The sequence below is a fragment of the Bosea sp. (in: a-proteobacteria) genome (genome assembly GCF_023953965.1).
GTDB lineage: Bacteria > Pseudomonadota > Alphaproteobacteria > Rhizobiales > Beijerinckiaceae > Allobosea.
In genome coordinates, this window is record NZ_JAMLIX010000001.1 from 608,853 (window position 1) to 628,308 (window position 19,456).

At 65.9% G+C, this 19,456-nt stretch carries 19 protein-coding genes; 12 read left to right on the forward strand and 7 right to left on the reverse strand.

Annotation, left to right across the window (positions count from 1 at the left end; all coding sequences use genetic code 11):
* Positions 1-157 precede the first annotated feature (157 nt).
* Complete coding sequence (locus tag M9917_RS02875; protein WP_297250789.1) at positions 158-1,945, reverse strand: hypothetical protein; 1,788 nt, start codon at positions 1,943-1,945, stop codon at positions 158-160.
* Between the two features lie 782 nt (positions 1,946-2,727).
* Between M9917_RS02875 and M9917_RS02880 the strand changes: the two genes are divergently transcribed.
* Positions 2,728-2,976 carry a hypothetical protein gene (locus M9917_RS02880; protein ID WP_297250790.1) on the forward strand — a complete coding sequence of 83 codons (249 nt, stop codon included), beginning with the start codon at positions 2,728-2,730 and terminating at the stop codon, positions 2,974-2,976.
* A 436-nt stretch (positions 2,977-3,412) separates the two neighbouring features.
* Here the strand turns inward: M9917_RS02880 and M9917_RS02885 are convergent, their stop codons facing one another.
* Positions 3,413-3,586 (reverse strand): hypothetical protein, encoded by a 174-nt coding sequence (locus M9917_RS02885; protein ID WP_297250791.1) that lies wholly within the window; start codon positions 3,584-3,586, stop codon positions 3,413-3,415.
* 71 nt (positions 3,587-3,657) lie between these two features.
* On the opposite strand from M9917_RS02885, the gene M9917_RS02890 reads away from it, so the two are divergent.
* From M9917_RS02890 to M9917_RS02940, 11 genes are all read left to right on the forward strand, one after another.
* Entirely contained in the window at positions 3,658-4,377 is a 720-nt protein-coding gene (locus M9917_RS02890; protein WP_297250792.1) for a GntR family transcriptional regulator, read from the forward strand.
* A 10-nt stretch (positions 4,378-4,387) separates the two neighbouring features.
* The gene (locus M9917_RS02895) at positions 4,388-5,539 is read left to right on the forward strand and encodes a M24 family metallopeptidase (protein WP_297250793.1); all 1,152 of its coding nucleotides are present in this window, start codon (positions 4,388-4,390) and stop codon (positions 5,537-5,539) included.
* A 66-nt stretch (positions 5,540-5,605) separates the two neighbouring features.
* Complete coding sequence (locus M9917_RS02900; RefSeq protein WP_297250794.1) at positions 5,606-6,697, forward strand: ABC transporter substrate-binding protein; 1,092 nt, start codon at positions 5,606-5,608, stop codon at positions 6,695-6,697.
* A 15-nt stretch (positions 6,698-6,712) separates the two neighbouring features.
* Positions 6,713-7,876 carry an ABC transporter ATP-binding protein gene (locus M9917_RS02905; protein ID WP_297250795.1) on the forward strand — a complete coding sequence of 388 codons (1,164 nt, stop codon included), beginning with the start codon at positions 6,713-6,715 and terminating at the stop codon, positions 7,874-7,876.
* The gene (locus M9917_RS02910) at positions 7,869-8,741 is read left to right on the forward strand and encodes an ABC transporter permease (protein ID WP_297250796.1); all 873 of its coding nucleotides are present in this window, start codon (positions 7,869-7,871) and stop codon (positions 8,739-8,741) included. The genes M9917_RS02905 and M9917_RS02910 overlap by 8 nt, the downstream gene beginning before the upstream one ends.
* The gene (locus tag M9917_RS02915) at positions 8,738-9,550 is read left to right on the forward strand and encodes an ABC transporter permease (RefSeq protein WP_297250797.1); all 813 of its coding nucleotides are present in this window, start codon (positions 8,738-8,740) and stop codon (positions 9,548-9,550) included. Before M9917_RS02910 ends, M9917_RS02915 begins: the two co-directional genes overlap by 4 nt.
* 25 nt (positions 9,551-9,575) lie before the next feature.
* A complete protein-coding gene (locus tag M9917_RS02920) occupies positions 9,576-10,334 on the forward strand; it encodes a LamB/YcsF family protein (RefSeq protein WP_297250798.1) in 759 nt (252 codons plus the stop codon).
* A 6-nt stretch (positions 10,335-10,340) separates the two neighbouring features.
* The gene (pxpB, locus tag M9917_RS02925; protein WP_297250799.1) at positions 10,341-11,102 is read left to right on the forward strand and encodes a 5-oxoprolinase subunit PxpB; all 762 of its coding nucleotides are present in this window, start codon (positions 10,341-10,343) and stop codon (positions 11,100-11,102) included.
* Positions 11,102-12,106, forward strand: a complete 1,005-nt coding sequence (locus M9917_RS02930) for a 5-oxoprolinase subunit C family protein (protein ID WP_297250800.1) — start codon at positions 11,102-11,104, stop codon at positions 12,104-12,106. Before pxpB ends, M9917_RS02930 begins: the two co-directional genes overlap by 1 nt.
* A gap of 98 nt (positions 12,107-12,204) precedes the next feature.
* Positions 12,205-13,134: a dihydrodipicolinate synthase family protein gene (locus tag M9917_RS02935; protein ID WP_297250801.1), complete on the forward strand. Its 930-nt coding sequence runs from the start codon at positions 12,205-12,207 to the stop codon at positions 13,132-13,134.
* Between the two features lie 75 nt (positions 13,135-13,209).
* Positions 13,210-14,310, forward strand: a complete 1,101-nt coding sequence (locus tag M9917_RS02940; RefSeq protein ID WP_297250802.1) for a LysR family transcriptional regulator — start codon at positions 13,210-13,212, stop codon at positions 14,308-14,310.
* A 510-nt stretch (positions 14,311-14,820) separates the two neighbouring features.
* Here the strand turns inward: M9917_RS02940 and M9917_RS02945 are convergent.
* From M9917_RS02945 to M9917_RS02965, 5 genes are read right to left on the reverse strand one after another with little or no spacing between them, the layout of a single operon-like run.
* Positions 14,821-15,567, reverse strand: coding sequence for a maleate cis-trans isomerase family protein (locus M9917_RS02945; protein ID WP_297250803.1), 747 nt, complete (start codon positions 15,565-15,567; stop codon positions 14,821-14,823).
* A gap of 3 nt (positions 15,568-15,570) precedes the next feature.
* On the reverse strand, positions 15,571-16,386 hold the full coding sequence (locus M9917_RS02950) for an ABC transporter ATP-binding protein (RefSeq protein ID WP_297250804.1): 816 nt from the start codon (positions 16,384-16,386) through the stop codon (positions 15,571-15,573).
* Between the two features lie 3 nt (positions 16,387-16,389).
* A complete protein-coding gene (locus tag M9917_RS02955) occupies positions 16,390-17,373 on the reverse strand; it encodes an ABC transporter substrate-binding protein (RefSeq protein ID WP_297250805.1) in 984 nt (327 codons plus the stop codon).
* A gap of 35 nt (positions 17,374-17,408) precedes the next feature.
* A complete protein-coding gene (locus M9917_RS02960; RefSeq protein WP_297250806.1) occupies positions 17,409-18,179 on the reverse strand; it encodes an ABC transporter permease in 771 nt (256 codons plus the stop codon).
* Between the two features lie 44 nt (positions 18,180-18,223).
* Positions 18,224-19,387: a M24 family metallopeptidase gene (locus tag M9917_RS02965; protein WP_297250807.1), complete on the reverse strand. Its 1,164-nt coding sequence runs from the start codon at positions 19,385-19,387 to the stop codon at positions 18,224-18,226.
* Positions 19,388-19,456 lie beyond the last annotated feature (69 nt).

The following is a 19,456-nucleotide window of genomic DNA, read 5'->3' on the forward strand; positions in this document are numbered from 1 at the left end:
CGCTGGATAGCTGATTGGCGGCGCTTGGGCAATGCGGGATTTTGGATGATGCGCGGTTCTCCGGAGGCAGAGGCCACACGTTCGAATCGTGTCGGGCGTGGCGGGGTTGTGGCTGGTCAGCCGCCGCTTTCAAAAACGCTAGGATCGAGCGCCCTCATCAAGCGGACATCATACAGGCATTTCGAGATCGAGAACTCGCGAATGAAGGGTGTTCCAGCAGCGCTGCCCGCTGCGGCCCGTCAGCCTTTACAGCGTCCATCAACCAGTCAGCTGCAGTTGCCCACTCTTCCATCTGCTCGGGCCATTCCACGATCGCATCGCTCCATAATGAGCGCAGGCGATCGGCGACGCCGTAGTCTGATAACCGGATAGCACTCACCACGGCGATGTCGAGCAGCGACATCAACTGACCAAAGTGGCGGTCTCGGCTTGCCCTGAGCAGCGGAGATTTGGCCGCCATCGCAAAGAGGCTGGTTGCGTCCGCGAGACGCCTCGTAAGGAAATCATCGCTCGACCAGGCTGCCATCGCACGAACTTGCATCGGCAGATCGGAGTCCTGCGCCCACATGGTAAGCTGCCCTGAAAGCAGGGCATCGTCCGCCATCACGGCTATTGCAATGGAGGCGGCCAGATAGATCAGCTCCCACGAGGCCCCGATACGCTCGCTTTCTGATACCAACATCTTGGTCAACGCGAGCGCGTGCGAAGCAAGGACTTGGACATCGGCTCGGCGATCATCCGGCGTTTCGCCGACCACTATCAACGCAAAGAGCGCGCATGCAGCCGATCGCAACAGAGCCGCTTGCCAGCGCGCCGGTCGTCGCGCCGCCATGAACGGTTCCTTGAGGATTGTTTGCGCATCGCGCGTGAGCGGATCGAGCAGCAACCCAACCTCCCGCGCCACGCCGCGTTTGGCATTCTTATTTAGTTCGACGAATGATCGCGCTGCCCACAGCGTCTGTTGAAACAGCGTATCGAGTTGCGGGAGATATTCTTCGGTGAACGGCTCGGCGGTCGAACGCCCGAGACCGACCTCGGCTTTCCACGCCTCGACGTTCTGCTTGAGCAGCATCGTGCGTTCCGATGCCGCTGCGACCCTTCTGGCTAGTCGATGCCTGATTTCAGCAGAATCGACGAACGCTTGTGCTAGCCACTGATACTGCGTTACCGAGAGGTCAGCGGCTGGCCACAGGCGCGCCATATCATCGAGAATCCGATCGAGCTTCTGTTCGTGGATCGCGGCGGCCTCCCGGCGTCGCGGTAGCTCCTCGGTCACATGCCCAAGTCGGTGGTGTTCGTAATTGGAAAGGTCCGGAGCTTTTCGGCGGAGCCAGCGCAGGAGCCGAGTGTCATCCTCGATGCCGTGGGTGTAGCGGAACCGCTGATGGACCGCCTCCTTCAAATGCAGCGCCATGAGCCAGGTCGCGTCGGCTTCCGCCGCGCCTGCTGCGACCAGTTCACGCCACCCGTCAGCGAAGCAGGTGGTCGGTTCATTGAGATCCGCAGCCGGCTGGTCCGCCATGCTGGCCGCTGCGATTGCCACCAGGAGCGGGCATCCTGTTGCAGCGACGGCACGCACCCGCTCGACTGACGGAGGATGAAGATACTGGACTGCGGCGCGCACGATCGCCGACATCATTGGATGGTCGCGTTCCCGGTCGACGAGCGCGCGGATAGCGCTGGGCTTCCATGCGAGCATCAGACGGACGACTGATTGCAGCCCGTAGCGCGGAGTCGATCCGATATCCATCGGGTGCATGACAAGGCTTTTCGCTACTCTGAGCATCTGCCAGGACAGGCAGGGTGCGGAAAGTGATTGCGCTGCGCTATGATCTGCAAGCGAGACTGAACGGGCATTGGCGAGTGTGGCATGGAACGCTGCGAAGAGGATCGCCTGCTCCTGCCGACAGCGCTTGAAGCCAGGTGTTTGCGCGGGCTGTTTCAATCACGGCTTGCCGGATGACCAGCGTGCCGAAGAGCGTTTCATCAGAGCCGATGATTGGAAGAGTTTTGGTGAGGCACGGTTGCCGTGGACGATCGCAAGAAGCGCAGCATCCGTATAGAAAAGTGGGCTCAGCGACGTTCGCGAGAACCGATGCCGCCCAAATCCACGTTGAAGGATGGCGCTCATCGAGAAAAGCGCGCTGCGTGTCCAAAACGCTGCCAAAATCGTCTTCTGGTCTGCCAGGTTGCATCGAAAAGACCTTGCTGCACCATAGGAAGCTCATATTGACGATCTTGTCAGGTGGCTAGACGCGTTTCGATGATCTCGCTCCCATTTGCGCCAGCTGTCATCGAATGCCGCATCGACACAGAGCGCTGCTCAGTGTCGAAGATCCTCGCGAGATTGTTGGCCAACAGTCGGTCGCTTCGCAGCGGATGCAGCATAGGGCGCGCACAGGTGGTCACTGGCTCGATCCACAGCTGGCGATGTGACTGACTAGCTAAGCGGTGCCGAGCCAGCCACTGAGCGCCTTGGCTCGCTTAAGCCTACCGTCTCGGATGATCGAGCGCACGAGGGTGAAACGATGCCGACAGCACGGAAGAAGCCGGGAGGTTGTCGACTTCCCGACGTGATCGCAGGGAACTGGACCGGCGAGCTAGTCGGGACGTTGAACGTTCACTTCGGCCAGACGGTTCAGCCAGGACCGCCTCGCCAATCTGTTGAGCTCTCCTACTTGCTCGGCGGAGTGCTGCTTCCCCCGACTGCCAAGATCGTCCCGAGGCATGAGTGACGGCCCGGCGGTTATCGAGCCTGGACGTGTCGAGAGCATGCGGAACGCGAGCAGTGACACGCATAAATTGCGCAGGCTGAGACGAGCCCGCAAGCGCAAAGCGCTCAGCATCGTGGTGGGGATTGCTTTGTTAGGCGTTGTGGGCGGATTTATGTGTGATTTCGGCGGACACGCGGACACCTGGATCGACAAATGCAAGGAACTCACGACCAGCCTGATGGTCAGCCACCTCGCGAACTGACACTTCGATCAGACTAATTCGTTCGAGCCGTGACAGCGGGCCGTCCGGTCCCACTTCGATAGCGCTCGCGCGATCTCGTGCCCGCTCCTTGCTTGTTTCAGGTGAGCGTGCAGCCGGTCAGGCGACGTCAGTGGCGATCTTGTAGACGCGGCACCGCACAGATGTGGCTAGGTCGTGCCGCATCGGATCGTCAGCGTCACGGAGCGGCATCGATAGCCGCCAATGTCTTGTAAAAGAAGGGCTTTCCAGCTCGTCGATCCAAGCGATTCCCAGCTTCGGAGGGCAACGCTCTATCCAGCTGAGCTACGGGCGCTAACCGTGAAGGCTGGATAGCCGATCCCCGCCGCTTCGGCAATGCGGGATTTTGGATCGTGCGCAGTTCCGAGACGGCAAAGGTCAGCCGTTCGAATCGTGTCGGGCGTGGCGGGTGTGTGGCTCACGCTACAGCGCTCTCGTTCAGCTGCTTGATCATCGAGAACAGCTCGCCCATCCGCGTGTCCGGCAGCATGCCGCAGCGATCGAGCTCGTTTTCAAGAGGTCGCGCCCACTTCTCGGCGTCTGCCTTGCGCTCAGAAGCGCCGGCCTGCCAGCTCTCGGATGCCGCGATCACGGCGGATGCGTGCTGAAAATTTAAGTGTCGGAAGGCTTGACTTCCGGTTGGTATACCAAAAGTATTCCATCATGGACCCTCTGCTCGGCCCCCAGACGAACGATCCGGACCCCTCGCTGGCCGACAGGGCCATGGAGGAAGTCCGCCGCATGATCTTCAACGGCGATCTGCCGGGCGGAACCGTCGTGCAGGATCGCAAGCTCGCCGAGCAGCTCGGGCTTTCGCGGACGCCCGTGCGCGAAGCGCTCGGGCGGCTCGCCGGCGAGGGCTACCTGCGCCGGGAAGGCCGGCTGCTCACGGTGCAGGCGGTGTCCGTCGAGGACGTGATGGAGATCCTGACCACGCGCCGCCTGATCGAAGGCGAGACGGCCAGCCTGGCCGCCGGGCGCATCCCGCCAAAGCAGATCGCGGCGCTGAAAGCGGCCATCGAGGGCATGGTCGACCCCCATGAGGTCTCCCATGACCGGCATTGGACGGTCGACGATCTCGTTCATCTGTCCATCGCCGAGGCCAGCGGCAATCGCCTGATGGCGCGGCTCGTCAAGGACCTGCGCGAAAAGACGCGGATGTTCGGCCTTTCGCGGATCCCGCGCCGGTTCGAGCCCGGCAAGGCGGAACATCTCGCCATCATCGCCGCGATCGAGCGCGGGGACGGCGAGGCTGCATCCCGACTCATGCAGGCGCATATCGACAAGGCCCGCCAGGGCATTCTGGATCTCCTGGCAGGGCCGCTGGCTCGCGGCATCTCGACCGAAGCCCGCACACCCATCGACGCTCACGACGCGCTTTGAGGATTAAACGATGAAGCGAGCCTTCGACCGCTCGGAATACCAGCGTCGCCTCGATGCGCTCCAGGCGCGCATGGCGGAACTCGGCTACGATGCGATGCTGATCACCGCGCCCGAGAACACCTATTACCTGAGCGGGTATCTCACCAAGGCGGTGTTCACCTTTCAGTTCATCCTCGTCGAGAGGGCGGGGCAGCCTTTCCTCTTCACCCGCCAGATGGAAATCGCCAATGCGGAACGGGCCTCGCGCGACGGGCTGATCGCGTCGTTCGCGGTCTACCAGGACGACGAGGATCCGCTGGAGGCCGCCGCGAAGACCCTGACGAAGCGGCTGGCGCCGGGGTCGACGGTGGGGATCGAACTGGCGAGCTGGACGATGCCGGCGGCGAAGGCGCGCTTCCTCGCCGAGGCCTGCGACAGGCTCGCATGGAAGGACGCCTCGGCGATCGTCGATCGGATGCGCCTGGTCAAATCGCCGGCCGAGCTCAAGATCATGCGGGAGGCTTCGCGGCTGACCGGCCTGATCGCCGACAAGGCCGTCGCGGCGACGAAGGCAGGCCGGACGGAAAACGACATCACCAAGGCCGTCATGGTCGAGATGCTGGAGAGCGGCTCGGAATATCCCGGGAGCTGGCCGAACATCCTGGCGGGCGAGCGGACCGGCCTCATCCACGCGGCGTGGGAGAACGAGCCGATCGCCATGGACGATCACGTCATGTTCGAGGTGACCGGCGTGACGCACCGCTATCACGCGCCCTGCCTGCGGACGATCATGATCGGCAAGCCCCGCGACGAGATCCGGCGCGCGGCCGAAGTCGTGAGCAAGGCCCATGCGGCGGCGGTTAAGGCCATCGCTCCCGGCCGCCCGATGAGCGTCATCAACGAGGCGGCCCAGGCGGTGCTCTCGCAGTATGCGCTGAACTGCCGGTTCGCGAAGCGCTCCGGCTACACTTTCGGCATCGGGTTTCCGCCGTCCTGGGGGGCGCAGTGGCAGATCGGCCTGAACTCGGTGATCGCGGAGCCGCTCGCCGTCGGCATGACGTTCCATGTCGTGCTGGTCGGGCATTTTCCGGACGGCCGCGCCATCGGATTCGGCGAGACGGTCGCGCTCCTCGACAGCGGACCGGAAAGCTGGACCCGGGGCGGATTCTTCGACGCGCCCTAAGCGCGCCATCTGCAAGGGCATCGGTGATGCCGATCGACTTTCAACCAGGAAGCGGGGAGAACAAACATGCGTAGCCTGACCGGGAAAGGCGCTGCGGCGCGGCCTCTCACCAGACGTTCCATGCTGGGCGCATCGTCCGCCCTCGTCGCGACGTTCGCCATCGGCGGGCGCGCCGCCGCGGCCGATCAGAAGGTGGTCATCCGCACGACCTCCGGCGGCAGCTATGGCGAAGCGATGGAGAAAGCCATCTTCGCCCCCTTCACGCAGGCGACGGGCATCGCGGTCGAGAAGACGCCCTCGGCCATGGCGCCGTTGATCGCCTCCGTGCAGCAGGGCCAGCCGCTGGTCGACGTCGTCGACACCAGCGAGGGCCTGCTCCAGACGCTGGCGGCGAACCAGGCCGTGGCGACGATCGACTATGATCGCTTCAAGAGCTTCGCCGTCGCCGATATCGGCAAGGACGCAGCCCAGCCCGGCATCGTGCGCCGCATGGTCTATGCGCGCGTCCTCGGCTATCGCAAGGCGGCCTTCAAGGGCGCGGCCCCCTCGAGCTGGGCCGAATTCTGGGATGTGAAGACGTTCCCGGCGGCGCGTGCGATCTCCGGGCTCGGGCTCAACGCCCCCGATCTCGAATTCGCCCTCATCGCCGACGGGGTCGCTCCGTCGAAGCTCTATCCGCTGGACATCCCCCGCGCGCTCGCCTCGATGACGAAGATCCGCGCCAACATCCAGTCGTTCTACGGCACGGACGCGATCTCCGAAAACCTGCTGTCGACCGGCGAGGTCGATCTCGAGGCGATCGCGAACGGGCGCATCCAGGGCCTGATCGACAATGGCGGCGGCTTCGCGATCGAATGGAACGAGCACATGAAGGTCCCGAGCGGATACTCAATCCTCAAGGGCGCCAAGAACCTCGACAACGCCTATCGCTTCCTCGACTACGCCATGTCCGCGGAAGTCCAGGCGCGGTTCGCCACGCTCATTCCCTATGGCCCGGTCAATACGAAGGCCTTCGCCCATATCGCCGAGGAATTCGCCCTGAAGCTGCCGACCAACCCGAAATGGACCGAGAAGGGCTTCATGCAGGACGCGAAGTGGTGGGGCGACAATCTCCCGGCCGTCACCACGGCCTGGAATGCCTGGGCCGCGGCGAAGTAAGCGAGGGATCGGGTTTTGAAGCCGGCGAACGCCTCATCGACCCACCGCAGCGGAGCCTCTGCTGCAGTTCGCGTCGAGGACACCTGGAAGACCCTGGGCGGGACGCGCATCCTGGCCGGGGTCGACCTTCATGTCGAGGCGGGAGAATTCGTCACGCTTCTCGGTCCGTCCGGCTCGGGCAAGACCTCCACCTTGATGGCGATCGCCGGCTTCCTCCTGCCCGATCGCGGCCGGATCATCGTCGGCGAGCGCGACGTGACGCGGGTTCCGCCCGGGCGCGAGCGCGACATGGGGATCGTGTTCCAGAACTATGCGCTCTTTCCCCATATGAGCGTGGCGAAGAACATCGCCTATCCGCTCGCGGTTCGCGGCCTGCCCCGCAAGCAGATCGAGGACAAGGTCGCCAAAGCCATCGCCCTGGTGCAGCTCGACGGGCTGGCCGATCGCAAGCCGGCGCGCCTTTCGGGCGGCCAGCAACAGCGCGTGGCGCTCGCCCGCGCGCTGGTTTTCGAGCCGTCGGTCCTGCTCATGGACGAGCCGATGGGCGCGCTCGACGTGCGCCTGAAGCAGGAATTGCAGTGGGAGATCCGCCAGCTCCAGCGGACGCTGGGCACGACGGTCATCTATGTGACGCACGATCAGGACGAGGCCATGGTCCTGTCCGATCGCATCGCCCTGATGAAGGACGGGCGCCTGGAGCAATACGGCACGCCGCAGGAACTCTATCGTGCGCCGAGCTCGATCTTCGCCGCCCGCTTCCTCGGCGAGTCGAACCTGGTATCGGGGACTTACCGGTCAGGCTCCGCGGCGGTACTCGAGGTCGCGGCCACGCATTTCGCCCTGCCCCTGGAGCAAATCCGGGCGGGCCTGAGCGACGCTGAGCGCTGCGCCGCCCTGCTCCGACCCGAGGCCCTCACCGTCCTGCCGCGCGTCGATGCCCTCCCCGCGGACGCCGGCCTGCGCGACGGCCGGATCACGATGCCCGGCACGGTCACTGAAGCCGTCTTCATCGGACAGGCGATCCGATACCAGATCGATGTCCCGGCCCTGGGTAGACAGCTCACGGTGCAGCAACCCGTCCGTGCCGATATCGACCAGCTTGAGCCCGGCGACGAAGCGCTCGTCCAATGGCATGTCGGCGATATGCATCTGGTGCCGGAGGACGGGCGCGATGCCTAGCGAGCTTGCTTCCGGACCGGCGCGCCGGATCGGCGGCCTCAGCCGCGACTATCTCGGCATGTGGCTGGTGCTGGCTTTCCTGAGCCTGTTCTTCCTCTATCCGCTGGCGCGGATCCTGGTGCTCAGCCTCAGCGAGGAAGGGCAGTTCTCGCTCGGTGTCTATGCGCGGTTGCTGGGCGAGCCGACGACGCGCGAAGTCCTGCTGCAAACCATCCGGACATCGCTGACCGTGTCCCTGATCTGCGCCCTGGTCGCCTATCCGGCCGCGACGCGGCTCGCCAGCCTCAGCGGCTGGCAGGCGACGCTTTGCAACCTGGCGATCCTGTTTCCGTTCCTGACCAGCAGCCTGGTGCGCACATTCGTGTTCATCGTGCTGCTCGGCCGCCGGGGCATCGTCAACCAGGCGCTGGAGTTTCTCGGCGTGCCCGGCGGGCCGTACAAGCTTCTCTTCAACCAGGTCGGCGTGGTGATCGGGATGAGCTATGTGCTCCTGCCCTACATGCTGCTCTCGCTCGTCGGCAGCATGAAGCGGATCGACCCGGCGCTGCTGCGCGCGGCGCGCAGCCTCGGCGCCAGCCCCTTCACCGTGTTCAGGACGGTCTATCTCCCCTTGTCGCTGCCCGGCCTCGCGGCCGGCTTCGTCATCACCACGATCCTCGGCTTCGGCTATTTCGTGACGCCCGCGCTGATGGGCGGCCCCGGCGACATGATGATCGCACAGCTCGTCGAACAGCAGATCTCTGTCACCTACAACCTCGCGGCGGCGGCCGCACTCGCGGTGATCATGATCGTCGTCGTGGCCGCCGCCTACGCCGTCGCGAGCCGGTGGCTCGGCCTCTCGCGCCTGATGAGGCCGGACTCATGATCGAGGGCGAATCCCGCGGCTTCCGCAGACTGCATACCGGCTACCTGATCTTCGTCCTCGGGCTTCTGCTGCTGCCGCTGCTGGCGCTCCTGCCGATGTCGTTCAGCCCGACGGCGACCGTCGTCGCGTGGCCCGCGCCATGGTCGGCGCGCTGGTACGACGCCGTCGCCTCCTCGCCGGAATGGCGCCGGGCCCTGGGCTGGAGCCTGCTGACGGCGACCTTCGCGAGCGCGATCGCGACGACCACGGGCTATTTCGGGGCCGCCGCGATCGTCAGGGCGGGCGCGCGCGGCAGCGCCGCCCTCCAGATGCTGCTGCTGTCGCCGATGATGGTTCCGCAGGTCGTGGTCGCGCTCGCGACCTATGTGCTCGCGACCTCGCTCGGCCTGCACGGCCACTGGCTGATCCTGGCCGTCGGCCAGTCCCTGCTCGGCTTGCCCGTGGCCGCGATGATCATCGCGGCGAGCCTTCGCGGCATCCACGAGAGCGTCATCCGCGCCGGCATCAGCCTCGGCGGCTCCCGCGCGCAGGTGTTCTGGCGGATCGTCTTCCCGATGTCCCTGCACGCGATCCTGTCGGCGGCGGCCCTCACCTTCCTGATCGCCTTCGACGAGCTCCTGATCGCCGTCTTCCTCGCCACGCCCAGCCTGCAGACGCTCCCGGTCCGCATCTACGAATCCGTCCACTACGAGCTCACCCCCGCCGTCGCGGTGATCAGCGTGCTCTTGACCGCGCTGCTATGCGCCGGTGTGGTGCTCAACCAGATCGTCCAATGGACGGCGGCGCGCCTCAAGGGGGGCGCACGCTAGAGGGCGAGCGCGAGGGCAAACCGGAATGAAGATCGATCTCAACGCGGATGTCGGCGAAAGCTTCGGTGCCTGGACGATGGGCGACGACGGCGCCATGTTCGACATCGTCACGACCGCGAACGTCGCCTGCGGCTTCCATGCCGGCGATCCGGAGGTGATGCGCCGCACCGCCGCGCTCGCGCGCAGCAAGGGCGTCGCGGTCGGGGCGCATCCCGGCTTCCACGATCTCCTGAACTTCGGCCGGCGGCGGATCTGTGGGATCACGCCGCGCGAGATCGAGAACCTCGTCGCCTACCAGGTCGGCGCCTTCGCCGCGATGGCGGAGCTTTCCGGGCACAGGATGACGCATGTGAAGACGCATGGCGCGCTCGGCAACATGTGCAACGACGACGAGGAACTCGCGCTCGCGGTCGGCCGCGGCATCAAGGCGGCGGCGCCATCGGCCCTCTTCCTGGTGATGCCGGGGCTGCCCACCGAGAAGGCGGCGCAAAAGCTGGGGCTCGCCTATTTCCGCGAGATCTATGCGGACCGCAGCTATGACGACAGCTTCAACCTGACGGACCGCTCGCGGCCGGGAGCGGTCATCCACGACCCGCTCGCGGCCAGGGACCATGTGCTGCGGATGCTCGACGCAGGGGCGCTGATCGCGACGAGCGGCAAGAGGCTGCCGGTCGCGATCGACTCCATCTGCCTCCACGGCGATAACCCCAACGCGGTCGCCGCGGCCAGAACGCTGCGCGACGCGCTCGAAGCCGCCGGCGTCACGATCGCCGGATTCAAGTAGGTTCCAGTGACCCGGGCAACACCAGCAGAGGCAGGCGAGAAAGCGGCGGCGGCTTCGGAGATCCGGCTGCTGAGCTTCGGCGACACGGCGCTCACCGTGGAATTCGGATCGGTGATCGATGCCGGCCTCAACGCCCGCGTGCTCGCGCTCGACGCGGCTCTCGCGAGCGAGGCTCCGCGCGGCGTGCTCGAAACCGTGCCGACCTACCGCTCGCTGCTCGTGATCTTCGACCCGCTCGTCGTCGATCTCCCCGGCCTCAAGACGCGCATCCGAGCGCTGGCGGCAAGCGACATCGCGGTCAAGCGCAGCGCGCGGCGCTGGCGCGTGCCGGTCGTGTATGGCGGCGCGTTCGGCATGGACCTGGAAGCGACCGCGGCAGTGCACGGCCTGAGCGCCGAGGAGCTGATCGGGCGGCATCAGGGCGCGACCTACACGGTCGCCATGATCGGCTTCATGCCCGGCTTCGCCTATCTCAGCGGGCTCGATCCCGCCCTGGCGACGCCGCGGCGTCCCGAGCCGAGGCAACTCGTCCCGGCGCAATCGGTCTCGATCGGCGGAGCGCAATGCGCGATCTCCAGCGTCGAGGGGCCGAGCGGATGGCACATGCTCGGACGCACGCCGGTTCGCGGCTTCATGCCGCAAAGAGAGCCCGTCTTCCTGTACGAGCCCGGCGACGCGATTCGATTCGAGCGCATCGCCGCCGATGAATGGCCAGCGCTCGATCAGCGCGCCGCCGCCGGCGAACCGGTCGCCGTGAGCGAGCCGTGATGGGCGCGCTTCTGATAACGGCCTGCGGCCCGGCGATCTCGATCCAGGATCGCGGGCGCCTCGGATTCCAGCGTTTCGGCGTCTCGCCGGCGGGCGCGATCGATCCGCTTTCGCTGGCCGTAGCCAATGTGCTGGTCGGCAACCCAGCCGATTCCGCCGCGGTCGAGCTGGGGGTGGGCGTCACGCGCTTCGTCGCCGAGGGCAGCCTGCTCATCGCGCTCGCCGGCCCCGATTGCCAGCTCGAGGTCGAAGGCAGGCGGATCCCCCAGCTGTCGAGCGTCGAGGTCCGCGACGGCGAGACCGTCATCGCCCGCGCCGGCGCCCGCGCCGTCTATGCCTATCTGGCGGTCCGGGGCGGCGTCGCCGGTCCGCGCGAGATGGGCAGCCGCTCCCAGCACCGCCGCTCCGCCATCGGCGGCCCGGCGCTCGGGCCAGGCTCTGCTGTTCGGGGCGGCGACGACACGGACGGCACGCCGAAGCGGCTCATCGGCAATCCGTTCGACGACCCAGGGCCGATCCGCATCCTGGCCGGTCCGCAGGACGATTATTTCGACCCGTCCATGATCGCCCGGCTCTGTCGCGGCGACTATCGCATCGGCGCCCTGCGCGACCGGATGGGGTTGCAGCTGGACGGGCCGCCCCTGCAGCACCGCCATGGCTACAACATCGTTTCCGATGGCATCGTCGAGGGCGCGATCCAGGTCCCCGGCAACGGCCGGCCGATCGTGCTGCTCCGGGACCGGCAGACGACCGGCGGCTACCCCAAGATCGCGACCATCATCAGCGCCGATATCGGGCGTTTCGCCCAGTTGCCGTCCGGAACCGCCGTCCGGCTGCGCCTCGTCACCCTGGACGAGGCGATAGAGGCCGCGCGCGCCATGAAAAGCCTGATCGACGGGCTGGACGGCAAGCTCGCGCCGCTCGAGGCCGGCCTGAGCAGCGAACTGCTCCTGAGCCTGAACCTGATCGACGGCGTGACCAGCGCCGAAGCTCCGGCGAGCTGACCTTCGGCCCATGACGACGTTTTCACCCGAAGGCCCGGCCACGATTTGCGCGCATCCCGCCAAAACCCCATGCAAACCACCCCCAACTGAGGACGATCATGGCTCTGCTCGATGAAACCGCGAAGGGTGTCTACGTCATCGCGGTGACGCCCTTTACCGAAACCGGGGCGCTCGATCTCGATAGCACCGACCGGATGGTCGATTTCTATCTGGAGAAGGGCGCGACCGGGCTCACGGTCCTCGGCATGATGGGCGAAGCGCCGAAGCTGACGGCCGATGAATCCCGCATCTTCGTGCGCCGCGTGCTGGCGCGGGTGCAGGGCCGCATCCCGGTCGTCGCCGGTGTCTCCTCCGCCGGCTTCGCGGCGATGCGCGAGCTCAGCGAGCGCGTGATGGACGACGGCGCCGCCGGCGTGATGGTCGCACCGCCCTCCAATCTGCGGACCGACGACCAGATCGTCTCCTATTACGCCATGGTCGCCGAGACGCTCGGGCCGAAGACGCCCTTCGTCCTGCAGGATTTCCCGCTCGTCACCCAGGTGCAGATCACTCCGGCCACGATCCTGAGGATCGTCGCCGCCCATCCCGCTTGCGTCATGCTCAAGCATGAGGACTGGCCGGGCCTCGCCAAGATTTCCGCCCTGCGCGCGGCGAGCGACCAGGGCAGCCGCCGCATCTCGATCCTCGTCGGCAATGGCGGGCTGTTCCTGCCGGAGGAGATGTCGCGCGGGGCGGACGGCGCCATGACGGGCTTCGCCTATCCCGAGATGATGGTCGATGTCTGGAAGGCGCATGCCGCCGGCGAGGTCGAGCGGGCGCAGGACCTCTTCGACGCCTATCTGCCTCTGGCGCGCTACGAGCAGCAGCCGGGGCTGGGCCTTTCCATCCGCAAATACACGCTGGCGAAGCGCGGCGCGATCGCCTCGGCCACCCTGCGCAAGCCGGGTGGGGCCTTGTCGAAGCTGGACGTCGCCGATATCGAGCGGCTCGTCGCGCGGCAGGAGCGGCGCCTGAAGGAGCTCGGCTGACGGCTATGGAACCGGTTCACAGGGAGCTCGTTCATATCGGCGTGCCGATCCCGGCATGATCTGAAGGGACCCGCGATGCCGCCTCGCTCCGATACGTCACGCGATGGGTCCCTGGCGGATTTCGCGGCCGAGAACGACGAGGCCCCCGATACGGATCCGCTCTGCGGCGACGAAGCCGGCTATCCGGGGCTGGTTCGGACAGCCAGCAAGGGCGCGAGCCTGCGGAATTTCAACCTCAATCTCCTGCCCATTCTCGAAGCCCTGCTGGCTGAGCAGAACCTGTCGCGGGCCGCGCAGAAGCTGGGCATGTCGCAATCGGCGGTGAGCCATGCCCTGGCCAAGCTGCGCTCGCAATTCCAGGACCCGCTCTTCGTGCGGTCGCGCTACGGGATCGAGCCGACCGCCAAGGCGCTCAGGCTGCGCGCCCCGGTCGCCTCGGCGCTCGGCGTCATCCGGCGGGAGATCGTCTCGCCCGAACACGCCGGGGAGACCGCGATCGGCCCGCGCTTCCAATGCGGCGTGACCGAGCCCCTCGACGAAGGCCCCGCCCTGGTCTCGGCGACGATGGAGGCCCTCAGGGAGATCTCCGCCGAGACGGCGCTGACCTTCCGCGCCGTCGGCGGCAGCGACTGGAAGAAGATGCTCCGGCTGCGCTACCTCGACATCGTCTTCGACGCGAAGCCGGCCCCGGATTCCGACCTCGAATCGGAGTTCGTCAAGGATCGCCACTACAACTGCTATGTCCGGTCCGACAGCGCCATCGCCGCGGCGGACTTCACCATCGATCGCTATCTGAAGATGTCGCATGTGATCCTGGACACGCCGACGGCGGACAGCCGCTCGACCCTCAGGCAGGCGCTCGCCGCCCGCAACGGCAGCAGGACCATCGGCGCGCGCGTCCATACGCATTTCCATGCGGCGCTGGTCGCCAGCCAGAGCGACCATGTCGGCACCGGCTATCGCGAGGACATCGCGCTCTATGCGCGCAACCTGCCGCTGCGCGTCCTCGACTGCCCCGTGCCGGCGGAGCCGTCGCCGCTGTTCATGACCTGGCTGCGCACGCGCACGAACGAGACCGCCCATAAGCGGATCCGCCAGCGCCTCACGCAGCTCTATCGCCAGGAGGGCCTGCCGGAAGCACGGGACACGCGGCAGGCTCCTCCCGCCTCGCGCTAGAGCATCGGATACGAAAAGTGGAATCCACTTTTCGGAAAAATCCGATGCTCCAGCAATGAGATAGAGCATCGTTATCGCGTCCGGCAGGGCGCGCGATGATCTAGAATATCGGACCGGCCCCCCAGGTCATGGCTTCGTCGTGCGGATGCCGGGGTCGCCCGGGGCCCTGCCGCCGCGCCCCGTGGCCCCGGCCTCAACGCCGGAGATGAAGGGGGGTTGCAAGGGGCGATCACATCCGACACATGTTCTAGTTGAGCTTGTTTCCTGTAAAGTGTCGAAATAGATAATCTTACAGACCCGGCAGCGATGCGCGAAGTACAAACTCGTATCTACATTAGTAGATATTTGCGACGTACTCATGACGATCCCTGGAACGCGTTACTTCCGTAACGATAGCGGACCGGGATACGCCCTTGCCATCTCTTTGAAGTCATGAGCCGTCGCAGATATGAAATTCCTTCATACCGCCGGGGAAGGCGTCGGCGCCGTCTCACGGGCGACGCGAACGACTCAATGATCGCGCAACAGGGATCCGAAGCCGGCCATGCGGTCCCGGATACCGGCCAGGCGCAGGCAATTCCACATGCTGGCCTGATTGCTGCCGATCACGGGCTTGCCGAGCTCGCGCTCCAGCGTCTCGACGATCCCGGTCGAACGCAGGGCCCCGCAGCTGATGAAGAGGGCATCGGCCTCGGGCCGATCGACATGGCGCGCGAAATCCATCAGGCAATCGGGCGAAACGCGGTTCATCTCGACATCGGTGAGCAGGCCGAGCCCCGCCAGATTGACGACATCGAAGCCCTGCCGGGTGAAATGGGCCTTTTCCAGCTCGTTGATATCGTCTGTATAGGCGGTGGCCATGGCCACGCGCCGCGCGCCCACGGCCCGCAAGGCGGCGTGCACCCCCGACAGCAAGGTGGTGGCACGCCCCTGCGGCCTTGTCGCCTCGATCATGGCGATGATCTTGTCCTCGCCGATGACGAAGCTGCCCGCGGTGCAGTTGTAGCACAACACGTCGAGGTCCTGGCGGCCCGGCGACAGCGTCGCCAGGGCGTCGCCGAGGTCGCGCTCCATGCCCGAAAGGCTGGCGACGGTGCAGGCGGTCTGCATCCGGACCCGGGTGAAGCTCAGCCCCACGCCCGGCGGGCACATGGCGAACATGTCGCCTTCCGTCAGGCCCGCATTGGCGACCGCGACGAAGCCGAGCCGCGCGCGGGGGTAAGGCCCGTCGTCGAAACGCAGTTTATCGAAGGACATGTCTCACTCCGTCATGCCAGCGGCATCGAAGCACTCCCGGATATGGGTCACGGCCTCGATGAAGGTGGGATCGCCCACCATCGTATAGTTGCGGGGGCGCGGCAGGCGGACATCGATGACGGTGGCGATGCGGCCGGGGCGCTTGCTCATCACCACGATCCGGTCCGAGAGGAAGACCGCCTCCGAGATCGAGTGGGTGATGAACATCACCGTCTTGCGGCTTTCGAGCCAGACCCGCTGGAGCTCCAGGTTCATGGTTTCGCGCGTCATCGCGTCGAGCGCGCCGAAGGGCTCGTCCATCAGCAGGATCCGCGGATCGTGGATCAGGGCGCGGCAGAGGGCGACGCGCTGCTGCATGCCGCCGGAAAGCTGGTGCGGCAGCGACCGCTCGAAGCCGGCAAGGCCGGTGAGCGCGATCAGCTCGTCGAGCCGCCTGCGGTAGTCCTCGATGCGCTTGCCCCGCATCTCGAGCTGAAGCGTGATGTTGCCGACGACGTCGCGCCAGGGCAGCAACGTCGCCTTCTGGAAGACGATGCCGACATCGGGATGCGGCTTCGTCACGACCTCGCCGGCGATCCTGATCGTGCCCGTGCTCGGCGGGACGAGCCCGGCGACCGCGCGCATCAGCGTGCTCTTGCCGCAGCCGGAGGGACCCAGCACCGAGAGGAACTCACCCTCCGGGATGGCGAGATCGATCGTATCGAGGGCCAGAAGGTCCCCGAACCTTTGCGTCACTCCGGCGATGTCGATGGCGGGACGGGAAGCGGGCGCGCCCGCTTCCCGATGAGCCTCGTCACGGGCGATCCCGGCGTCCGGCATGGCTTACTCGGAGATGAATTCGTTGGTGTAGAGCTTGTCCAGAGGCAGCTTCGCGCTGATCTGCTTGGACTCGACGAGCTGGTCGACCATCGCCTGCCAGTCCTTCTCGGACATCTTGCCGAACGGCATTCCCTGCGTGTTGGGGGTGGACGTCGCCTCCATCGACAGCTTCAGCTGGCTCAGCAGGAGATCGCGGTTGCGTACGAGATCGGGACGCTGCTTGACCAGAGCGTCGACCGCGGCCGCCGGCTCGGCCTTCGCCGCAGCGAACGCCTTGCCTGTCGCGCGGATGAAGCGGCGGGCGAGATCGGCATTGGTCTTCAGCCAGTCGGTATTGACGGCGATGCCGCCTTCCTGGGCGCTGACGCCGAAATCGGCATAGTAGAAATAGCTGATCTTGGCGCCCTGTGCCTCGAGCGGCGGGATGTGGAAATAGGCGGTGCCGGTGATCGCGTCGGCCCGCTTCTGGAGGAAGAGCGCGGTCTTGGCGCCGACGGCCGGCGAGATCACGTTGACCTGCGCGGGATCGAGCCCGCCGACGGCGGCGAGCACCGGGAACATCTGGGCGGTCGACTCGGCCTGGCTCATGGCGAGCACCTTGCCGGCCAGGTCCTTCGGCGTCTTGATGGGGGCGTCCGCATGGCTGATGATGACCATCGGCGAGCGCTGATGGACGCCGAACACACCCTTGAGCGGCATGCCGGATGCAATGCCCTTCACCATGGTGCCGTAGTCCAGGAATCCGATCGGATCGGTGCCCTGGGCGATCAGCTTCGCGGTATTGCTGGAGCCGCTGCCCTCGCCGAGCTGGAGGTCGATCCCCTCGGCCTTGTAGTAGCCCCTGTCGATCCCGAGGAAGAACGGAGCGTGGGTGCCGTAGAGGCTGTAGTCCAGCCGGAAGCTGAGCTTGTCCTGGGCATGGGCGGCAGCGCTCATCGCGATGGCGGCGGTTGCGGCGATGGCCGCTTTCAGTAGACCGAACTTCATGATTATTTTCTCCCCTCTGTTGGCGTTCGTCGTCATCATCGTGCGGTGAATTCGTCCCCCCGGACACTGATGTGCCAGGGGATCGTCAGCCTCTCGGCGAACTCGACTGCGTAATAAAGCACCAGGCCGATCACCATCAGCGCGACCAGGACGCTGAAGAGCAGCGTGGTGTCGAGGTTGGCGTTGGCGGAGAGCAGAAGATAGCCGAGCCCGCTCTCGGCGCCCACCCATTCGCCGACCACGGCGCCGACGGTGGCGAAGGCGATCGCGACCTTGAGGCCGGAGAAGATATAGGGCATCGCGAAGGGCAGCCTGATCTTCAGGAACGTCTTGAGGGCGGAGGACTGCATCGAGCGGGCGAGATCGTTGAGATCGGATTCGACCGAGCGCATCCCCGCGACCGTGCTGACGACGATGGGGAAGAAGGCGACGGAGAAGGCGATCAGCACCTTCGGCAGGAGGCCCAGGCCGAACCAGATGATGATCAGCGGCGCGACGGCGACCTTGGGGAAGGCCTGCGACACAACCAGCAGCGGCATGATCGCCCGCTCCAGCACGCGCGACCAGACCAGCAGGATGCCGAGCGGAATGCCGATGACGATGCTCAGGAAGAAGCCGCCCAGCGTCTCCAGCGTCGTGATCCAGGAGTGATAGAGGAGAAACCGGAAATCGCTCGCCAGGCGCTCGAGCACGCCCAGCGGCGGCGGCAGCAGATAGGCCGGCATCGCCAGCAGCGTGACACAGAGCTGCCACAGGACGATCGAGCACAGGATCGCCACCGTGGGATAGATCCAGTTCGTTCCCATCTCAGCCCCCCGGCAGGATTGAAGCCGACATCACCGACAGCCCCCTAGACGTCGAGCTCGATCAGCTTGCGCGGATAGTCGGTGAGGACCTCGCAGCCGTCCTCGGTCACGACGACGCTCTCGCTCGTCATGAAACAGAACTGCGGCATGAAAATCGAGGGCACGAGATGGAAGGTCATGCCCGGCTGCAGCGGCGTCGGGTCATCGGGCTTCAGCGCCAGGAAGCGCCCCTCGGCCCAGTTGGGCGGAAAGCCGATGCCGATGCCGTAGGCGGTGCGATGGTCGAAGTAGTGGCCGAGCCCCGCCTTCTCGAAGACCGCCCGGCAGGCCGCATCGACCGCCCCGGAGGTAACGCCCGGGCGGATGGCGTCGATCGCCCGGTTCAGCGCGTCGATGACCACCTGGGCATGAAACTTGTGCTCGGCGGTGGCCGGGCCCACGATGCAGTTGCGCGCGATCATCGCATGGTAGCGGTTGATGTTCGCCGCCGCCTCGAGAAAGACGACGTCGCCGCGCTTGACCTCGCGGCGCTCCCAGGTGGTGAAGCACACGCCGGTCGCCTGCCCCGTCACGACCAGCGGCACCCGGGTATATTCGCTGCCGGCCTTGGTCGCCCCGTGCAGCATCGCCGCCGCGAGATCGTTCTCGGTGCAGCCCGGACGGACGGCCTTCACCGCGGCATCGAGCCCGGCGACGGCGGCTTTCGCGGCCTGGCGCATGAAGGCGAGCTGATCGGGCGACTTGATGGTGCGCGCCTTCTCGATGACGCCGCCCCAGTCGACCAGCCGGCCCGGCAGCGCGGCCTCGAGCTTCCGGTAGGACTGCACGCTGAGATAGGTGGAGGCCGTCTCCAGGCCGATCGGCCCGGCGCTTGCGACGCGCTCGCGGAAAAAGCCCGCGAGGATATCGACCGGATCATCGGTATCCTGGATCGCGACGAAGGTCCCGATATTGGCATTGGCCAGGGCGACGGCGTGGTTGACCTGGCGCGACACCATGATCGGCGCGCCCTCCGGCAGCACCACGACGCACTGGAAGGTGAAATAGCCGATCGAGCGATAGCCCGTCAGCCAATAGATGTTCTCCGGATCGAAGAGGGTCACCGCGGCGAGGTCGCCGGCGCGCAGATCGGCCTGAACGAGCGCGAGGTTCGCCCGATAGACATCGGGCGGGAACGCAAGCTGCATGGGCGCGTAGGAGCTGGCCACGAAAACCTCCGAAAGCAGTTTCCGGAATAGGGGTAGCGGTTGTCTACATAACTTCCTAATAGCTATTTT

Coding starts and splice junctions, on each gene's coding strand:
- M9917_RS02955 (WP_297250805.1), bottom strand. CDS start 17,373: ATGAAGTTCGGTCTACTGAAAGCGGCCATCGCCGCAACCGCCGCCATC.
- M9917_RS02935 (WP_297250801.1), top strand. CDS start 12,205: ATGGCTCTGCTCGATGAAACCGCGAAGGGTGTCTACGTCATCGCGGTG.
- M9917_RS02945 (WP_297250803.1), bottom strand. CDS start 15,567: ATGTCCTTCGATAAACTGCGTTTCGACGACGGGCCTTACCCCCGCGCG.
- M9917_RS02900 (WP_297250794.1), top strand. CDS start 5,606: ATGCGTAGCCTGACCGGGAAAGGCGCTGCGGCGCGGCCTCTCACCAGA.
- M9917_RS02960 (WP_297250806.1), bottom strand. CDS start 18,179: ATGGGAACGAACTGGATCTATCCCACGGTGGCGATCCTGTGCTCGATC.
- M9917_RS02910 (WP_297250796.1), top strand. CDS start 7,869: ATGCCTAGCGAGCTTGCTTCCGGACCGGCGCGCCGGATCGGCGGCCTC.
- M9917_RS02915 (WP_297250797.1), top strand. CDS start 8,738: ATGATCGAGGGCGAATCCCGCGGCTTCCGCAGACTGCATACCGGCTAC.
- M9917_RS02930 (WP_297250800.1), top strand. CDS start 11,102: ATGGGCGCGCTTCTGATAACGGCCTGCGGCCCGGCGATCTCGATCCAG.
- M9917_RS02890 (WP_297250792.1), top strand. CDS start 3,658: ATGGACCCTCTGCTCGGCCCCCAGACGAACGATCCGGACCCCTCGCTG.
- M9917_RS02920 (WP_297250798.1), top strand. CDS start 9,576: ATGAAGATCGATCTCAACGCGGATGTCGGCGAAAGCTTCGGTGCCTGG.
- M9917_RS02880 (WP_297250790.1), top strand. CDS start 2,728: ATGAGTGACGGCCCGGCGGTTATCGAGCCTGGACGTGTCGAGAGCATG.
- M9917_RS02940 (WP_297250802.1), top strand. CDS start 13,210: ATGCCGCCTCGCTCCGATACGTCACGCGATGGGTCCCTGGCGGATTTC.
- M9917_RS02895 (WP_297250793.1), top strand. CDS start 4,388: ATGAAGCGAGCCTTCGACCGCTCGGAATACCAGCGTCGCCTCGATGCG.
- M9917_RS02950 (WP_297250804.1), bottom strand. CDS start 16,386: ATGCCGGACGCCGGGATCGCCCGTGACGAGGCTCATCGGGAAGCGGGC.